Source organism: Stenotrophomonas sp. STEN063, assembly GCF_056854515.1.
Genome location: NZ_JBXFWF010000044.1, coordinates 25964 through 40667, shown reverse-complemented (window position 1 = coordinate 40667; position 14704 = coordinate 25964). Strand labels below are relative to the sequence as shown.

Below are 14704 nucleotides of genomic sequence, written 5' to 3'. Positions count from 1 at the left end.
AACCAAGATGATCCACGCCGCACATCCCTAGAGGCAAGCAATGAGCAACACCCGCAGACACTTCCTCGGCAGCGCCGCCGGCCTGGCCGCGCTCGGCGCCGTCGGCCCCGCCCTGCTTGGCAGCTCGGCGCCCGCACAGGCAGCCATGGGCAAGGGCCCGGATGCGCTCAACGAGCGTACCGACGGCACCTACGCCACGGTTGAGCTGGCCAAGCCGGCCTGGACCCTGGGCCTGGTGCAGTCACGCGTGCACAGCTTCGATGCCAGGGAGTGGAAGGCCGGCAGCAAACGCAATCTGGCGCATATGCTCGAGCTCATCGACAAGGCGCACTACCACGCCAAGCCCGACCTGCTGCAGTTCCACGAGTTCCCGCTCAGCGGCTGGCGCAAGTGGACCCGCGATGAAATCCTCAAGTTCGCCATCACCATTCCCGGCGAAGAAACCGAAGCCATCGCCGCCAAGGCACGCCAGTACGGCACCTGGATCGTATTCGGTGCCTACGCCACCGATCCGGACTGGCCGGGCCACGTCTTGTCGATCACCACGATCATGAACGACAAGGGCGAGATCGTGGACAAGCACTGGAAGGCACGCAACCTCAAGGGCGCGTTCCCGGACTTCGAGCTGTTCACCACTACCACCTATGACGTGCTCGATCGCTACGTGGAAATGTACGGCCGCGATGCGGTGGTGCCGGTCACTCGCACGCCGCTGGGCAATATCTGCACCAGCTCCACCCAGCGTGAGCCGGAGCTGTTCCGGGCGATGGCGTTCAAGGGCGCCGAGGTGTTCCTGCGTACTGCTTCGGGCGGCTTCTCGGACATGGATATCGCTGCCTGCGCGATGTACAACGGCGTCTATTCGTCCATCGTCAACAACTCGATCTCGCCGGACAACGGTCCCTACTTCGACGATCCGGGTTCAGGCGGCACCGCCCTGTACGACCCCAGCGGCAAGATCGTCGCCGAGGCACAAAGCAAGGAGGAGACCCTGGTGCTGGGCCGCGTGCCAATCGCCGAGCTGCGCGCGCGCAAGCGCCAACCTGTCGTGCACATGGATCTGTTCCGCGACGTCTACAACAGCTACCAGAACGCCTATCCGCCGAACCTGTGGTCGGAGTACCTGCCCACTTCGCTGGAAGATGCGGCGCGCTACATCCGCGGCAAGTCGCGCTGGAAGTAAGTTGAACCGACAACGGCGCCGCAAGGCGCCGTTGTTTTGTTGTGCGTCATATCTGATTCCATCCGATCGAGTCAGGACGGCTTCAAAGCCGCAGCGCGCGGTACTGCCCACAGCAAATCCAACTCACAGGCAGGTGACGCTGCTCGGGGCAAACTGAGCGCCCGTTCTGCGACAACGGAGTCGCCAATGCCAACCGTCTTCCATCTCGGCCTGCTGCTGTGCTGGGCCGTGGTGCTTGGCTATTGGGCCATCACCGCACTGCGCGCCAAGCCGGTGACCCGCAGCGAGTCACGTGCCAGGCAGTTCCTGGCGTACTGGCTGCCGTTGATCATCGCGGTACTGCTGCTGGGCCCGGGCCATTGGTTCGGCCACAGCTGGCTGCGCGAGCAGTTCGTTCCGCATTCAGTGGCGATCTACACGTTGGGTCTGCTGCTGTGTGCGGCCGGTGCCGCGCTCGCGTTGTGGTCGCGCTGGCAGCTGGGCCGCAACTGGAGCGGCAACGTGCAGATCAAGCAGGCACACGAGCTGATCAGCAACGGCCCGTATGCGCATGTGCGCAACCCCATCTACAGCGGCTTCCTGCTGATGTTCAGCGGCACCGCCTTGATGGTTGGCGATTGGCGCGGGGTGATCGCCGTGGCAATCGTGTTCGCCTCGTTCTGGGTCAAGCTGCGCCAGGAAGAACGTTTCCTGATGGCCCACTTCGGGCCCGCCTACAGTGCCTATGCGGCACACACCAAGCGCTTGATCCCCGGCCTGCTATAGCGCCTCAAACACCGCGCTCGGAATCATCCTCACCGCCGCGCCCTGCGCCGTAACCCAACCCGGCGCCCATGCCCATGCCGGCGCCCATCCCGCCCATGCCGCCACCACCGACACCGCCTTTGCCACCACCCGCGGCGTCCTTGTCGGCGCCTTTGCCCGCACCCTTGTTGCCGCCACCGCTGCCCGCCGGACGCAACGGCCCTTGGCGGGGAATGGCGACCGCAGCGGGTATCACTTCCAGGTCCAGCACGCTGCGGACGAAGTCGCGCAGTGACACCACCAGCTCGGCGGTATGGATCGGCCGGCCCTCGACCATATCGGTGGCAGCGCGCGCGGCCAGCCGCACCTGCTCCTCGGTGCCCAGCAGGATTACGTCCGACAGCGCCGCCTCCACCGCATCACGGATGCGCCGCGCCCGCTCACCCGCCTCGCCTGGATCCGGGCTTGGCAACAGCAGGGCACCGTCGGCGGTGGTAGCGGTCTGTCCCTGCGCCAGTTCGGCCGCACGTCGGCGCAGATCGCGCAAATGGCTGGGGTCGACGCTGAGATCGCCTGTAAAGGAACCACCCAAAGTCTTGTAGGCAGCAATCAGGGTCTTCAGCCGCTCGTTGATCTGCCGGTTGGCCGCCTCCCGCTTCTGCTGCACCGCCTGCATCACCAGAAGGCGGATGCCCACGCCGATCAGGGTGATGATCGCCAGGCCCACCAACGTCGACAGCAGGCCCTGCCAGGAACTGAAATCCAGACCACGCATCCGCGCACCCGTTGCTGCAGGCGCACATGCGCGCCGGGACCTGCATCGTACCGGCAGCATGCCAATCCCCACCAACGGCACAGCCACTGCGGCGGGCGGACGCGGTATCGTGTCGCCCTCTTCTTGTCCTAGAACCCGCCGATGCCCAGCACTTCTTCCGCCCCGGCCAGCGCCCCCTCACACAAGCTGGAACGCGCGCTCAAGCCGCGCCAGCTGATCATGATGGGGCTGGGCAGCGCCATCGGCGCCGGCCTGTTCCTGGGCTCGGGCGTGGGCATCCAGGCCGCCGGGCCGGCAGTGCTGATCTCCTACCTGGTGGCCGGCACCCTGGTCATCATCATGATGCACGCCATGGGCGAGATGGCGGCCGCGCGGCCGGCCAGCGGCGCGTTCTCGGTGTACGCGGCCGATGCCCTGGGTGCCACCGCCGGTGCCACCGTGGGCTGGCTGTGGTGGGCGCAGCTGGTGGTGGTGATCGCGGCCGAATCGGTCGGCGCGGCCGGCCTGCTCAATACGGTCTGGCCACAGTTGTCGGTACCGATGACCTCGTTGGCTTTCATGCTGGTATTCACTGCCATCAACCTGCTGGGCGTGCGCAATTTCGGCGAATTCGAGTTCTGGTTCGCCATCCTCAAGGTCGGCGCCATCATCGCCTTCATCCTGGTCGGCATTGCCCTGCTGCTGGGCCTGCTGCCTAACGTGCCCTCACCCGGCCTGGCCAACATCACCGGCCATGGCGGCTTCATGCCCAAGGGCCTGGCCGGCATCGGCGCGGCCCTGCTGGTGGTGATCTTCGCCTTCGGCGGCACCGAGATCGTGGCGGTGGCCGCGGCTGAAACCCAGGACCCCGAGCGCAGCCTGGCCCGCGCCATCCGTACCGTGGCCTGGCGCATCCTGGTGTTCTACATCGGTTCGATCGGCGTGATCATCGCGGTAGTGCCGTGGAACAGCGAGACCCTGAAATCGCCATTCGCTGCGGTGCTGCAGGTCGCCAACATCCCCGGGGCCGCCACGGCGATCACCCTGATCGCGGTGATCGCCCTGCTGTCGGCGCTGAACGCCAACCTGTACGGCGCCTCGCGGATGATCTATTCGCTGGCCGAACGGGCCGAAGCGCCGCGCTGGCTGGGCCTGACCAACACCCGCCAGGTACCGGTAGTGGCCGTCCTGGCCAGCGTGCTGTTCGGCTTCGTCGCCACCGTGCTGGAGCTGATCTACCCGAACAAGGTGTTGCCGGTGCTGCTCAACGTGGTCGGCTCCACCTGCCTGCTGGTGTGGACCATCACCCTGGTATCGCAACTGATCCTGCGCCGTCGGGCCGACCGTCTGGGTACGCCGCTGCCGTTCCGCATGGCCGGTTTCCCCTACCTGACGGTGCTGGCACTGGCGATCCTGGCGCTGATTTTCGCGCTGTTGCTGGCCACCCCGGAAACCCGCCTGCAGTTCCTGTCGATGGCCGCCTTCACCGCTTTCATCGCGCTGTGCAGCGGCCTGGCAAGGAAGTCGCAGCGCGGCTGACCATGCCAGAACAGGCTGTTCGCCCGCCTACGACCATGGCGGGCTTGTTTTAACGCGAAACTAACGGCAGGCTGCGCCCATCCGAGGCCAGCCATGCCAACCCCAGACCCCCGCGTAGACGCCTACATCGCCAATGCCGCCGCTTTCGCGCAGCCGATCCTGCACGAGATCCGCCGGCGTGTGCACAGCGGCTGCGCCACGGCTGAGGAAGCCATCAAGTGGGGCATGCCGGCGTTCCTGTACAACGGCAAGCTGCTGTGTGGCATGGCCGCGTTCAAGGCGCATGCCACGCTGGGCTTCTGGCAACGCGAGGCCGGCAGCGGCGATGACTCGGCCATGGGCCAGTACGGTCGCCTGCAGGCGCTTGGCGACCTGCCCGGCAAACGCGAATTCACAACCCAGCTACGGGCCGCCATGCAACGTATCGATGCAGGCGTAACCCGCCCCAAAGCGGCCCCGCGCGCGCCCTTGCCGATGCCCGCGGCCTTTGCCAAGGCGCTGGCTGGTGCAGCCGTCGCCAAGGCACACTTTGACGGTTTCAGCCCCGGCTACCAACGCGACTATCTGGAATGGATAGGTGAAGCCAAACGCGACAGTACCCGCCAGCAGCGGATCGCCCAGGCCATCGAGTGGTTATCCGATGGCAAGCACCGCGGCTGGAAACATGAGAAGCATTGACGTGGACCGCCCCAGCGATTCCACTTGCCGCAAACATCCCCCCATCAGTCCTGTTGCTACGCCATGATCGACCTAGAAGACCTCATCCAGCGCTCCATCGACCCTGAGTCCGTCAGGCTGGAAGGCACCCTGACAAACCCGCCGTCGTTCGGCGTATACGCCATTGAGAACATCGATGACGGCAGCACCCATTACCGTTTTGGCAACCACCCGGTGCGCAAGCAGGAACTGGAGGACAAGTTCGGCAGCGCCGAGCTGGAGTACCTGTTCCTCAGCCGCGAAGACGCCGCTGCATTGACCGCGGCCCTGAATCGCCCCGAAGCGGACTGAGCAGGCCGAGGTAACGCCGAGCCATGCTCGGCTGGGGCTTTACCCTGTAGTGCCGAGCCATGCTCGGCAGGAGCATTACCGGAAGGCCCCTTGCCGAGCATGGCTCGGCACTACGCTGTTGCTCCCTCCCTTTGGCGAAGCCAAGGGGAGGGTTGGGGAGGGGTGGCTTTTCGCTGCCTGATGCAGCTGTGGCTTCGCGGCTTACACCACCCCTACATCCGCGGGGAAGGCCCCTTGCCGAGCATGGCTCGGCACTACGCTGTTGCTCCCTCCCTTTGGCAAAGCCAAGCGGAGGGTTGGGGAGGGGTGACTTTTCGCTGCCTGATGCAGCTTTGGCTTCGCGGCTCACGCCGCTCCCACACCCGCCGGGAACGCCCCTTTGCCGAGCATGGCTCGGCACTACGCTGTTGCTCCCTCCCTTTGGCAAAGCCAAGGGGAGGGTTGGGGAGGGGTTGGTTTTTCGCCGCCTGATGCAGCTGTGGCTTCGCGGCTTACGCCGCCCCCAACACCCGCCGGGAACGCCCCTTTGCCGAGCATGGCTCGGCACTACATTTCGTTGCACCGGTGAAGCCCCTCGCCGTGCATGGCCCTGCACCACAATCGTGCGGGTTCTTGATATTAGTCATCGAGAAAGCAGGCCCGCTGCGCGGAACATGGAACTACCCCCGAAGCCGGATAGTTCGCACCATGCTCAGCCCCACCCAACGCGACCTGATCAAAGCCACCGTCCCCCTGCTGGAGACCGGCGGCGAAGCGCTGACCAAGCATTTCTACAACCGGATGCTGAGCCAAAGCGACGTCGCGCGCCCGCTGTTCAACCCCTCGCACCAGAGCAGTGGCGACCAACCGCGGGCGCTGGCCAACTCGGTACTGATGTATGCCAAGCACATCGACCGCCTGGAAGCGCTGGGTCCGCTGGTGGGTCAGATCGTCAACAAGCACGTTGCCCTGCAGATCCTGCCGGAGCATTACCCGATCGTCGGCCACCACCTGCTGGCCTCGATCCGCGAAGTGCTGGGCCCGGACATTGCCACCGACGAGATCATCGACGCCTGGGGCGCGGCCTACCAGATGCTGGCCGACCTGCTGATCGGCGCCGAGGAAGAAGTCTACGCTGCCAATGAAAAGGCCCCGGGCGGCTGGCGCGGCGCGCGCACGTTCCGCGTTGCCGAGAAGGTGCCCGAAAGTGCGGAGATCACCTCCATCCATCTGGTGCCGGTCGATGGCGGCGCAGTGGTGGACTTCAAGCCGGGCCAGTACATCGGCATGAAGCTGGAGCTCGACGGCGAGGAAACCCGTCGCAACTATTCCCTGTCGCGCGCAGCCAATGGCGTCGGTTACCGCATCAGCGTCAAGCGCGAAGGCAACGGCAAGGTATCCAACCATCTGCACGACAAGGTGCAGGTAGGCGACACGCTGGAGCTGTTCGCCCCGGCCGGTGATTTCACCCTGGTGGCCAGCGAGCGCCCGGTCGCCTTCATCAGCGGTGGCGTCGGCATCACCCCGACCCTGCCGATGCTGGAGCAGGCGCTGGCCAGCGGCCGTCAGGTGCATTTCATCCATTGCGCACGCAACGGCGACGTACATGCGTTCCGTGAGTTCATCGCTGACAAGCAGAAGCAGCACCCCCAACTGCACAGCTACACCTGCTACAGCGAGGCGCTGCCGGGCGATGCCGCCGACGCCGAAGGCTTCCTCAGCCGCGAGCTGCTGGAGCAGTGGTTGCCCGCCGAGCGCGACGTCGACGCCTACTTCCTCGGCCCGAAGCCGTTCATGGCGCAGGTGAAGAAGCTGCTGCGTGATGTCGGCGTGCCGGAAGCGCAGAGCCGTTACGAGTTCTTTGGCCCGGCCGCGGCATTGGAAGCCTGAGTCGCGTCATAGCAAGTGTGCGAGGTAGGAGGCCGGCGGGGAAACCCGCCGGTCTTCTTTTTTGTGCAGCTTCGCAAGCGCCCGCGGCAGCGCTAGGATGCGCCATCGCTCACTGCCAAGGGGAAGTGCATGAACGTCTATGCCGTGGTGTTGGCTGCTGTATCGAGTTTCCTGTTGGGTGGGCTGTGGTACTCACCGGTTCTGTTCGGCCGCGCCTGGAACCGCGAGAACGGCGGCGAAGTGCCACAAGGCCATCCGGGCAAGGTGTTTGGCGTGGCCTTCGTGTTCTCGCTGGTAGCGGCGTTTGCCTTCGCATGGTTTGTCGGCCCGCAGCCAGAGCTGCGCAAGGCCTTGTTGTGCGGTCTGGTCGCCGGCTTCGGCATGGTCGCGGCGAGCTTCGGCATCAACTACCAGTTCGCCCAGCGCAGTGGAAAGCTGTGGGCAATCGACGGCGGCTACCACACCGCACAGTTCGTGCTGTTCGGCCTGATCCTCGGCCTGTGGCACTAAGCCAGCACTAACTGCTGTTGCTGTTGCTGTTGCTCTTGCTCTAGCCCCCTCCCTTTGCCGCAGGCAAGGGGAGGGCTGGGGAGGGGTAGCCTTTGCAGTTGCAGTTGCAGTTGCAGTTGCAGTTGCAGTGGATTTTGACTTTGCTCTACCGGGTCCCCTTCCGCAGCGACGGAGCTGACGGACAAGACCCCGCATGGGGCGACGTGCAGGACGCACGTCGTTTTTCGACGATACATGGATGTATCGTCGAAAAATCCCGGCAGCGGAGTGGACCTGGAGCGCGTCGCGCGGAAGGCGCGTAGGCAGGGTGTGCTTTCTTTTGGTTAGCTTTTCTTTGCACAAGCAAAGAAAAGTAACTCGCTCCCCGAAGGGGAGAGAAAGCCTTGGCTTCCGTTGTTGCTGTCACTGCCTGCAAAACCAAAGCAAATACAAGTGCAGAGCTTTCGCCCGCCTACGGCGCGCGAGCGCACCTTTCTTTGCTTGTGCAAAGAAACGTGGCCCAAAGAAAGCACACCCTGCCTCCGCGCCCACGCCGCTGCGCGACGCGGGTCCACTCCGCCAGCGGGATTTTTCGACACGACATCCCTGTCGTGACGAAAAACGACGTGCATCCATGCACGTCGCCCTTCGGGTTCTTCCCACTGGCTCCGTCGCTGTGGAAGGGGCCCGGTAGATCAAGGTCCGGAGCTAAAGCAAAGGCAAGGGCAACTGCAACTGCAACTGCAACTGCAAAGGCTACCCCTCCCCAACCCTCCCCTGCGCTTTGCGCAAGGGAGGGAGCGAAGCAGCGTTACGCCAGGTTTGCACGTAGCCAGCGCATCACCGTTTCAACTACACCCAGCTTTTGCGGCACGTCCAAAGCATTTGCACGCGCAAAAGCATCGGCGTTTCGAATGAACGTCTGCCGCGCGATCCGCTGCGCCTGCTGCACCGTCGACTGCTGCCGGCGCAGCTGCACGATCTGCACCGACGGACGGCCCGGCGGCGCAAACTTCTGGTAGCGACGCAGCTCATCGGCGACCAGACTCACGTCGTTGTCTGCCTTGAGCTGGCCTTCACCCGCCAGCAACAGCTGCTCCAGCGCCAATCCCGCCGCAGTCAGCGCTTTGCCTTCGGCAGCGAACATTGCCTGCGTACCCAACAACGCCAGTGCGCCATCGCGCTGCTGCAGTCGCTGCAGTTGCGGTGCCCAGGGGAAGCTTGCGGGAGGGGTGGCCATGGTTGTCTGGAGTGATGGAAGGTGGCGCACTTTACGGGTTGGAGGAGGGATGTTCCAGCGAACGGCTCCCCCTCTCCCCAACCTCAACCGATAACCCGTTTGAACGGTGGCAGGGAATCAATGATGCGCTTGCCATACCTGCGCGTCAGCAGGCGCGAATCCAGGATGATCACCCGCCCGGTATCGGTCGAGGTGCGAATCAGGCGCCCGGAAAACTGGGTCAAGGTGCGCAGCGCATGCGGGATCGCGATCAGGTTGAACGAGTTCAAACCACGGCTCTCGAACCATTCGCTCAGCGTCGAGGTCTGCGGGTCGGTCGGCACCGCGAACGGCACCTGGGTGATCACCACCGTGGTGCAGGCCTCGCCCGGCAGGTCCAGGCCTTCACCGAACGAATTCAAGCCGAACAACACCGAGCCTTCACCCGCCGAGGTGCGCTTGATGTGCTCGTCGATCATCTTCTGCTTGGCGCCATCGCCCTGCACCAGCACCTTCTTGCGCAGCGTCGCCGGCATCAGCTCGGCCACCTTTTCCATCTTCCAGCGCGAGGTGAACAGGACCATGCTGCCCTTGTCCCAATCCAGCTCGTTGACCAGGTACTTGGCCACTTCCTTGGGATGGCGCTCGCGGTCATCCGGCGTCACCGGGAACTGCGGCACGATCAGTTCAGCCTGGTTCGGCAGGTCGAACGGTGACGCCAGCGACACCATCTCCGCTTCCTCGGGGATGCCGTTGTCGATCGCCAGCGACTGGAAATCACCGCCACCGGTCAGCGTCGCCGAAGTCATCACCACCGAGTCCACTTCATCCCACAGCAGCTTGCGCAGCACCATCGCCGCCGATACCGGCGAGCAGTGCAGGATGTAATCGCCATCGCGTGACATCGTCACCCAGCGCGCGATCGGCGGCTGGCCTTCCTTGTCCTCGCGGCGCCAGCCAGCCCACAGGTTGTACTGCTGCTCGACCATTTCCTGGGCCATGCCCAGGTTGCGCTGCAGGCGTTCGACCGCGGGATCATCCTGCTTGCCCTTGGCCACCGCCGAGGCCGCCGCCGTTGCCCAGTTGAGCAGCGTGCGGGTTTCATCGGCCAGCACTTCGATCGGCTGGCGCCAGGATTCGGGCAGGCGGCCATTGGCAGCGCGCCACATCGGCTCGCGGTCATCGGGCTGCGGAATCCAGACATTGCCGATCTCGTCGCGGAATGCCTTGAGCAGCTTGCTCACCCGCGATGCCACATCGATGGCCTCGTTCGGCAGCAGGTTGCCGATCTTGTCCTTGTCCACCGCACGGTAGGCACCGGCAATCAGGATCTGCAGGCGGCCGGTACGCTTGGCCATGTCGTCCAGCGGCAGATTGGCCGCGCCCTGGTCGATGGCGACGTTGCCGATGTGGTGGCCTTCGTCCAGCACCAGCAGCATGTCGCCGGGCGGCGCGATCAGGGGCTGGCCGCTGTCACTGTCGCCCAGCGACAGCGCCGACAACAGCAGCGCGTGGTTGGTGACGATGATCTGCGCGTCGCGTACTTCAGTACGTGCGCGAAGCACCGGGCATTGCGCCGAATACGCGCAACGGCGCCCGGCGCAGGCCGAGGCCGGCGTGGTGATGCGTATGCGCAGCGTGGGCGTGACGTTCTCCGGCGCGTTGTCCAGGTCGCCGTTCCAGCGGCCGTCGATGAAGGCCTTGGTCAGCTTTTCGGCAACGTCCATTTCAATCGGCGCCAACGGCCGGTCGTAGAGCTGCACGTCGTCGCCGAACATGCCTTCCTGCACGCCCTCGCCCTGCGCTTCGGCCGCATTGCGGGTGCACAGGTAGCGGGTGCGGCCCTTGGCCAGCGCAACGGTGGCCTGCAGGCCGGTGGACTTGAGGAAGTTGGGGATGTCGCGCTCGACCAGCTGCGACTGCAAGGCCACGGTGCCGGTACTGATCACCAGCTTCTTCTTGCTGGCCAGCGCGATGGGTACGCCGGCGGTGAGGTAGCCCAGGCTCTTGCCGACGCCGGTAGGTGCTTCCACCACGCCGACGCCACCAGTGCCCAGCGCGCGCGACACCACGCCTATCATCTGGCTCTGCGAGCGGCGCGTGCTGAAGCCCGGCGTATTCGCCTGCAGCTTGCTGTAAGCGTCACGGATGCCGGTTTTGATGTCCTCGGTCAGCGCCCGTGGTGCTTCTACTTTTTCCGTCACGCCAACCTGCCAGCAGCTCAATCAAGGCGGGTATTTTCCCATACCCGCCCGCATTCACCGAATGCGTTGCCGGCTCAGGGTTTACCGGGAGCCTGTGGCCGCCGCAGGGCCTGCACCAGCGCCCAGGCCAGCATGATGTAACCGACCGCTTCCAGCAGCGCCAATCCAACATGGCCGATGCTGAGCAGCGTATTCATCGCGCCCATGCCGGAATAATTGCCAGTGGCGATGAGCACCAGCGGTATTGCCGTCAGCCCACCGCCTATCAAGGTGACGGCCAGCAGCAACGAAAGTGCGCCCAATGCCACGCTGCGCACCTTGCCGCGCGGGGTATCGAGCAGCATCACCACGGCAACGCCAAGCGCGATCATGATCGGCAAGCGGTAACCGATGGAAACCAGCAGGGTGGTCAGCAATTCAGTGGGTTCCATGTCCGGCCTCAGTCCGCGGTGACCAACAGCGCGTCACCGGCACGCAGCTCGGCGTAGATCGCATCGGTCTCCGGGCGCATGCCATGCCATTGCTGGAAGCTCTCTGCGGCCTGTTCGACCAGCATGCCCAGGCCGTCGAAGCTGTTGCGGCAGTTCGCCGCCCGCGCCCAGGCCAGGAACGGAATCGAAGCCTCGCCGTAATTCAGGTCCACCGCCGTGGTCATGCTGTTGACCAGCGACAGCGGCAGGTTGAAACCGCTGCCCTCGCCGCGTGCGGCCGAGGTGGCATTGATGATCAGCTCGAAATCGCCCTGCTCGCGCAGGTCATCCCAATACGCGGAGATGGCGCGGCCGGGTTCGCTCATCGCATCGACCAGCGCGTCGGCGCGTTCGGGCGAACGGTTGACCACGATCAGTTCGAGAATGCCGGCATCCAGCAGCGCCGGTGCCACACCGCGTGCGGCGCCACCGGCACCGAGCAGCAGCACCCGACGGCCGCGCAGGTCCAGGCCGTGGCGACCAGTGAGGTCACGCACCAGGCCGATGCCGTCGGTATTGTCGCCATGCCAGCGATCACCCTTGCGCAGCAGCGTGTTGACCGCACCGGCGCGATGCGCGCGCGAAGTAGTGGTGGTACATAGCGCGAACGCGGCTTCCTTGTGTGGCAGGGTTACGTTGGCGCCGACGCCGCCGTCAGCGGCAAAGGCTTCCAGCGCCGCCACGAAATCTTCGGGCGAGGCCTCGATGGCGCGGTAATCCACGGCGATGCCATGTGCCTTGCCGAACGCGGACTGGATGCGCGGCGACTGCGAATGGGCGATGGGCTGGCCGAAAACTGCGTAGCGTGGAGCGCTCATTGTGATCCTCTGCATGACCTAGACTGGACGCGACTTTGCTTGCTGGACCCGTATGCGGACCCGTCATTTGCTGCTCGCGCTGACCCTGAGTTTACCCTTTAGCCCCATGGCCTCGGCGCTTTCCGAGTTCGGCATCGAAGGCATGGGGGTAGTGTCCACCCGTGCAGATGAAATCCGCGCCACGTTGTCGGCGGACGGGCAACGCATCATCTGGGCCAGCAACCGCGAGGGCGGTGCCGGCGGCTGGGACCTGTGGCAGGCGACGCTGCAGGACAAGCGCTGGATGGAGCCGCAGCCACTGGCCTTGAACAGTGCCGCTGATGAGGTCGATCCCTTCCTCAGCGGCGATGGCCGCTGGCTGTACTTCGCCTCCAACCGGAAAGGCGGCCACGGCGGCTTCGACCTGTACCGGGCGGCCGTCGCCGCCGATGGCAGCCTCGGCCAGCCGCAGAACCTGGGTGCGGCGGTGAACGGCAGGCAGGACGAACGTTCACCCGCACTGGCCGACGACGGCCGGCTGTTGTTCTCCAGCAATCGTTCCGGTGGCAGCGGCGGTTGGGATCTGTGGCGTGCGCCGGCTGCAGGCGATGGTTTTGCCGCACCGTCCGCCTTGCTCGGCATCAATACCGCGGCCGACGAACTGGATGCGAGCTGGCTGGGTGGCGGCCGCGCGGTGGTGTTTGCCCGCGCCAATGCGGCGGGCGGTGCCCAGCTGTGGCTGTCGCAGTGCCGGCAGGGGCAATGGGGTGAGGCGACGCCGCTGGGCTTGTCGTTCAACAGCGCTGATGGCGATACGCGTGGCGCGGTGATTGATGCCAACAAGCCCGGAGAGCTGGTGGTCAGCGGCAAGGCGCGCTCACCACGGGCCGGCGGCATGGATCTTTACCGGATGAAGGCGCCATTGGTTGATGGGGATGATTCTTGCCGGTGAGGCAAGAGCTTCACCCCTCCCCAGCCCTCCCCTTCGCTGCGCGAAAGGGAGGGAGCAGAAGCAACCCCTCCCCAGCCCTCCCCTTGGCCTTACGGCCAAAGGGAGGGAGCCAAGCAATCCGCCCCCTCCCTTTCGCGCAGCGAAGGGGAGGGTTGGGGAGGGGTGCTTCTGCTCTACCGCCTTCAGCTTTTAGTGCCAGCCAACACCGCAGCACGCATCGCTTCGTACTCCGCCTCACCAATCTGCCCACCCTGCCTGCGCAGCTCCAGCGCGCGCAGCCTGGCATCGACGTCGCCACCCTGCGCCGCCTCACGCTGCAGCCGCTCGGCTGCCGAGTGCAGCTGTAGGGGACGCTTGCCGGCGCGCACGATGGCGGCGATGAACACACCGATCGCCACCGCGAACAGCAGCACGCCGATCAGCCATACCGCCCAGTTGTAACCTTCAAGACCGGGAACATTCATCTCAAGCCTCCTTCAGCCAGCGCGCGATCTGCGGCGCGTAATAGGTCAACACACCATCAGCGCCCGCCCGCTTGAAGCCGATCATCGTCTCCATCACGCACTTGCGCTCATCAAGCCAGCCATTGGCTGCGGCCGCCTTCAACATCGCGTACTCGCCACTGACGTGATACGCGAAGGTCGGCACGCCGAACTCGGTCTTCACCCGGCGCACGATGTCCAGGTACGGCATGCCCGGCTTGACCATCACCATGTCCGCGCCTTCGTCCAGGTCCAGCGCGATCTCGCGCATGGCCTCGTCGCTGTTGGCCGGGTCCATCTGGTAGGTCTTCTTGTCGGCCTTGCCGAGGCTGCCGGAGCTGCCCACCGCGTCGCGGAACGGACCGTAGAAGGCCGAGGCGTACTTGGCCGAATAGGCCATGATGCGTGCGTTGATATGTCGGGCATCGTCCAGCGCGGTGCGGATGGCACCGATGCGGCCGTCCATCATGTCCGAGGGCGAAATGATGTCCACGCCGGCTTCGGCATGCGACAGCGACTGCTTGACCAGCGCCTCGACGGTGATGTCGTTGAGCACGTAGCCGCTGTCGTCGATGATGCCGTCCTGGCCGTGCGTGGTGTACGGGTCCAGCGCCACATCGGTCATCACGCCCAATTCGGGGAAACGCTGCTTCAGCGCGCGTACCGCACGCTGTGCCAGGCCGTCCGGGTTCCAGGCTTCGGCCGCGTCCAGCGACTTGCGCGACGGGTCGATCACCGGGAACAGGTCGATCACCGGCACGCCCAACTCCAGCGCCTGCTCGGCTTCGCGCAGCAGCTCGTCGATGGACATGCGGTCCACGCCCGGCATCGATGCCACCGCCGCGCGGCCGTCGAGCTCATGCACGAACACCGGCCAGATCAGGTCGTTGCTGGTCAGCGTGTTCTCGCGCATCAGACGGCGCGAGAACTCATCGTGGCGCATGCGCCGCGGGCGGTACTGGGGGTGCATCATCGCGGTACTCCTTGATACTGA

The 14704-nt window shown here is 65.1% G+C and carries 15 protein-coding genes; 8 read left to right on the top strand and 7 right to left on the bottom strand.

Going from position 1 to position 14704, the window contains the following annotated elements; all coding sequences use genetic code 11:
- Positions 1–40 precede the first annotated feature (40 nt).
- Positions 41–1183, top strand: coding sequence for a nitrilase-related carbon-nitrogen hydrolase (locus AC1VWL_RS12630; RefSeq protein WP_482986922.1), 1143 nt, complete (start codon positions 41–43; stop codon positions 1181–1183).
- Between the two features lie 186 nt (positions 1184–1369).
- Complete coding sequence (locus AC1VWL_RS12625) at positions 1370–1948, top strand: methyltransferase family protein (RefSeq protein ID WP_482986921.1); 579 nt, start codon at positions 1370–1372, stop codon at positions 1946–1948.
- A 4-nt stretch (positions 1949–1952) separates the two neighbouring features.
- On the opposite strand, the gene AC1VWL_RS12620 is transcribed toward AC1VWL_RS12625, so the two are convergent.
- Positions 1953–2702, bottom strand: a complete 750-nt coding sequence (locus tag AC1VWL_RS12620; protein ID WP_482986920.1) for a hypothetical protein — start codon at positions 2700–2702, stop codon at positions 1953–1955.
- A gap of 141 nt (positions 2703–2843) precedes the next feature.
- Between AC1VWL_RS12620 and AC1VWL_RS12615 the strand changes: the two genes are divergently transcribed.
- From AC1VWL_RS12615 to AC1VWL_RS12595, 5 genes are all read left to right on the top strand, one after another.
- Positions 2844–4220, top strand: a complete 1377-nt coding sequence (locus AC1VWL_RS12615; protein WP_282272859.1) for an amino acid permease — start codon at positions 2844–2846, stop codon at positions 4218–4220.
- Between the two features lie 93 nt (positions 4221–4313).
- Positions 4314–4898, top strand: coding sequence for a YdeI/OmpD-associated family protein (locus tag AC1VWL_RS12610; RefSeq protein ID WP_482986919.1), 585 nt, complete (start codon positions 4314–4316; stop codon positions 4896–4898).
- Between the two features lie 63 nt (positions 4899–4961).
- The gene (locus tag AC1VWL_RS12605; RefSeq protein WP_282272864.1) at positions 4962–5228 is read left to right on the top strand and encodes a hypothetical protein; all 267 of its coding nucleotides are present in this window, start codon (positions 4962–4964) and stop codon (positions 5226–5228) included.
- A 687-nt stretch (positions 5229–5915) separates the two neighbouring features.
- The gene (gene hmpA, locus AC1VWL_RS12600; RefSeq protein ID WP_482986918.1) at positions 5916–7097 is read left to right on the top strand and encodes an NO-inducible flavohemoprotein; all 1182 of its coding nucleotides are present in this window, start codon (positions 5916–5918) and stop codon (positions 7095–7097) included.
- Between the two features lie 129 nt (positions 7098–7226).
- On the top strand, positions 7227–7607 hold the full coding sequence (locus AC1VWL_RS12595) for a DUF1761 domain-containing protein (RefSeq protein ID WP_481513888.1): 381 nt from the start codon (positions 7227–7229) through the stop codon (positions 7605–7607).
- Between the two features lie 790 nt (positions 7608–8397).
- Here the strand turns inward: AC1VWL_RS12595 and AC1VWL_RS12590 are convergent.
- The 4 genes from AC1VWL_RS12590 to aroE all read right to left on the bottom strand — a co-directional run bounded on the left by AC1VWL_RS12590 (position 8398) and on the right by aroE (position 12297).
- Positions 8398–8826, bottom strand: a complete 429-nt coding sequence (locus AC1VWL_RS12590; RefSeq protein WP_482986917.1) for a hypothetical protein — start codon at positions 8824–8826, stop codon at positions 8398–8400.
- 83 nt (positions 8827–8909) lie between these two features.
- Positions 8910–11009 carry an ATP-dependent DNA helicase DinG gene (dinG, locus tag AC1VWL_RS12585; RefSeq protein WP_482986916.1) on the bottom strand — a complete coding sequence of 700 codons (2100 nt, stop codon included), beginning with the start codon at positions 11007–11009 and terminating at the stop codon, positions 8910–8912.
- A gap of 74 nt (positions 11010–11083) precedes the next feature.
- Positions 11084–11440 (bottom strand): hypothetical protein, encoded by a 357-nt coding sequence (locus AC1VWL_RS12580; RefSeq protein WP_296247431.1) that lies wholly within the window; start codon positions 11438–11440, stop codon positions 11084–11086.
- 8 nt (positions 11441–11448) lie between these two features.
- Positions 11449–12297, bottom strand: a complete 849-nt coding sequence (gene aroE, locus AC1VWL_RS12575) for a shikimate dehydrogenase (protein WP_482986915.1) — start codon at positions 12295–12297, stop codon at positions 11449–11451.
- 52 nt (positions 12298–12349) lie between these two features.
- Between aroE and AC1VWL_RS12570 the strand changes: the two genes are divergently transcribed.
- Positions 12350–13228, top strand: a complete 879-nt coding sequence (locus tag AC1VWL_RS12570; protein ID WP_482986914.1) for a TolB-like protein — start codon at positions 12350–12352, stop codon at positions 13226–13228.
- A gap of 182 nt (positions 13229–13410) precedes the next feature.
- Here the strand turns inward: AC1VWL_RS12570 and AC1VWL_RS12565 are convergent, their stop codons facing one another.
- Both AC1VWL_RS12565 and hemB read right to left on the bottom strand, forming a co-directional pair.
- Entirely contained in the window at positions 13411–13692 is a 282-nt protein-coding gene (locus tag AC1VWL_RS12565) for an SHOCT domain-containing protein (RefSeq protein WP_482986913.1), read from the bottom strand.
- A 1-nt stretch (position 13693) separates the two neighbouring features.
- Entirely contained in the window at positions 13694–14683 is a 990-nt protein-coding gene (hemB, locus tag AC1VWL_RS12560) for a porphobilinogen synthase (RefSeq protein WP_282269327.1), read from the bottom strand.
- Between the last annotated feature and the right edge of the window lie 21 nt (positions 14684–14704).

Coding starts and splice junctions, on each gene's coding strand:
- AC1VWL_RS12595 (WP_481513888.1), top strand. CDS start 7,227: ATGAACGTCTATGCCGTGGTGTTGGCTGCTGTATCGAGTTTCCTGTTG.
- AC1VWL_RS12630 (WP_482986922.1), top strand. CDS start 41: ATGAGCAACACCCGCAGACACTTCCTCGGCAGCGCCGCCGGCCTGGCC.
- AC1VWL_RS12580 (WP_296247431.1), bottom strand. CDS start 11,440: ATGGAACCCACTGAATTGCTGACCACCCTGCTGGTTTCCATCGGTTAC.
- AC1VWL_RS12615 (WP_282272859.1), top strand. CDS start 2,844: ATGCCCAGCACTTCTTCCGCCCCGGCCAGCGCCCCCTCACACAAGCTG.
- AC1VWL_RS12610 (WP_482986919.1), top strand. CDS start 4,314: ATGCCAACCCCAGACCCCCGCGTAGACGCCTACATCGCCAATGCCGCC.
- aroE (WP_482986915.1), bottom strand. CDS start 12,297: ATGAGCGCTCCACGCTACGCAGTTTTCGGCCAGCCCATCGCCCATTCG.
- hmpA (WP_482986918.1), top strand. CDS start 5,916: ATGCTCAGCCCCACCCAACGCGACCTGATCAAAGCCACCGTCCCCCTG.
- AC1VWL_RS12565 (WP_482986913.1), bottom strand. CDS start 13,692: ATGAATGTTCCCGGTCTTGAAGGTTACAACTGGGCGGTATGGCTGATC.
- AC1VWL_RS12620 (WP_482986920.1), bottom strand. CDS start 2,702: ATGCGTGGTCTGGATTTCAGTTCCTGGCAGGGCCTGCTGTCGACGTTG.
- AC1VWL_RS12605 (WP_282272864.1), top strand. CDS start 4,962: ATGATCGACCTAGAAGACCTCATCCAGCGCTCCATCGACCCTGAGTCC.
- hemB (WP_282269327.1), bottom strand. CDS start 14,683: ATGATGCACCCCCAGTACCGCCCGCGGCGCATGCGCCACGATGAGTTC.
- AC1VWL_RS12570 (WP_482986914.1), top strand. CDS start 12,350: ATGCGGACCCGTCATTTGCTGCTCGCGCTGACCCTGAGTTTACCCTTT.
- AC1VWL_RS12590 (WP_482986917.1), bottom strand. CDS start 8,826: ATGGCCACCCCTCCCGCAAGCTTCCCCTGGGCACCGCAACTGCAGCGA.
- AC1VWL_RS12625 (WP_482986921.1), top strand. CDS start 1,370: ATGCCAACCGTCTTCCATCTCGGCCTGCTGCTGTGCTGGGCCGTGGTG.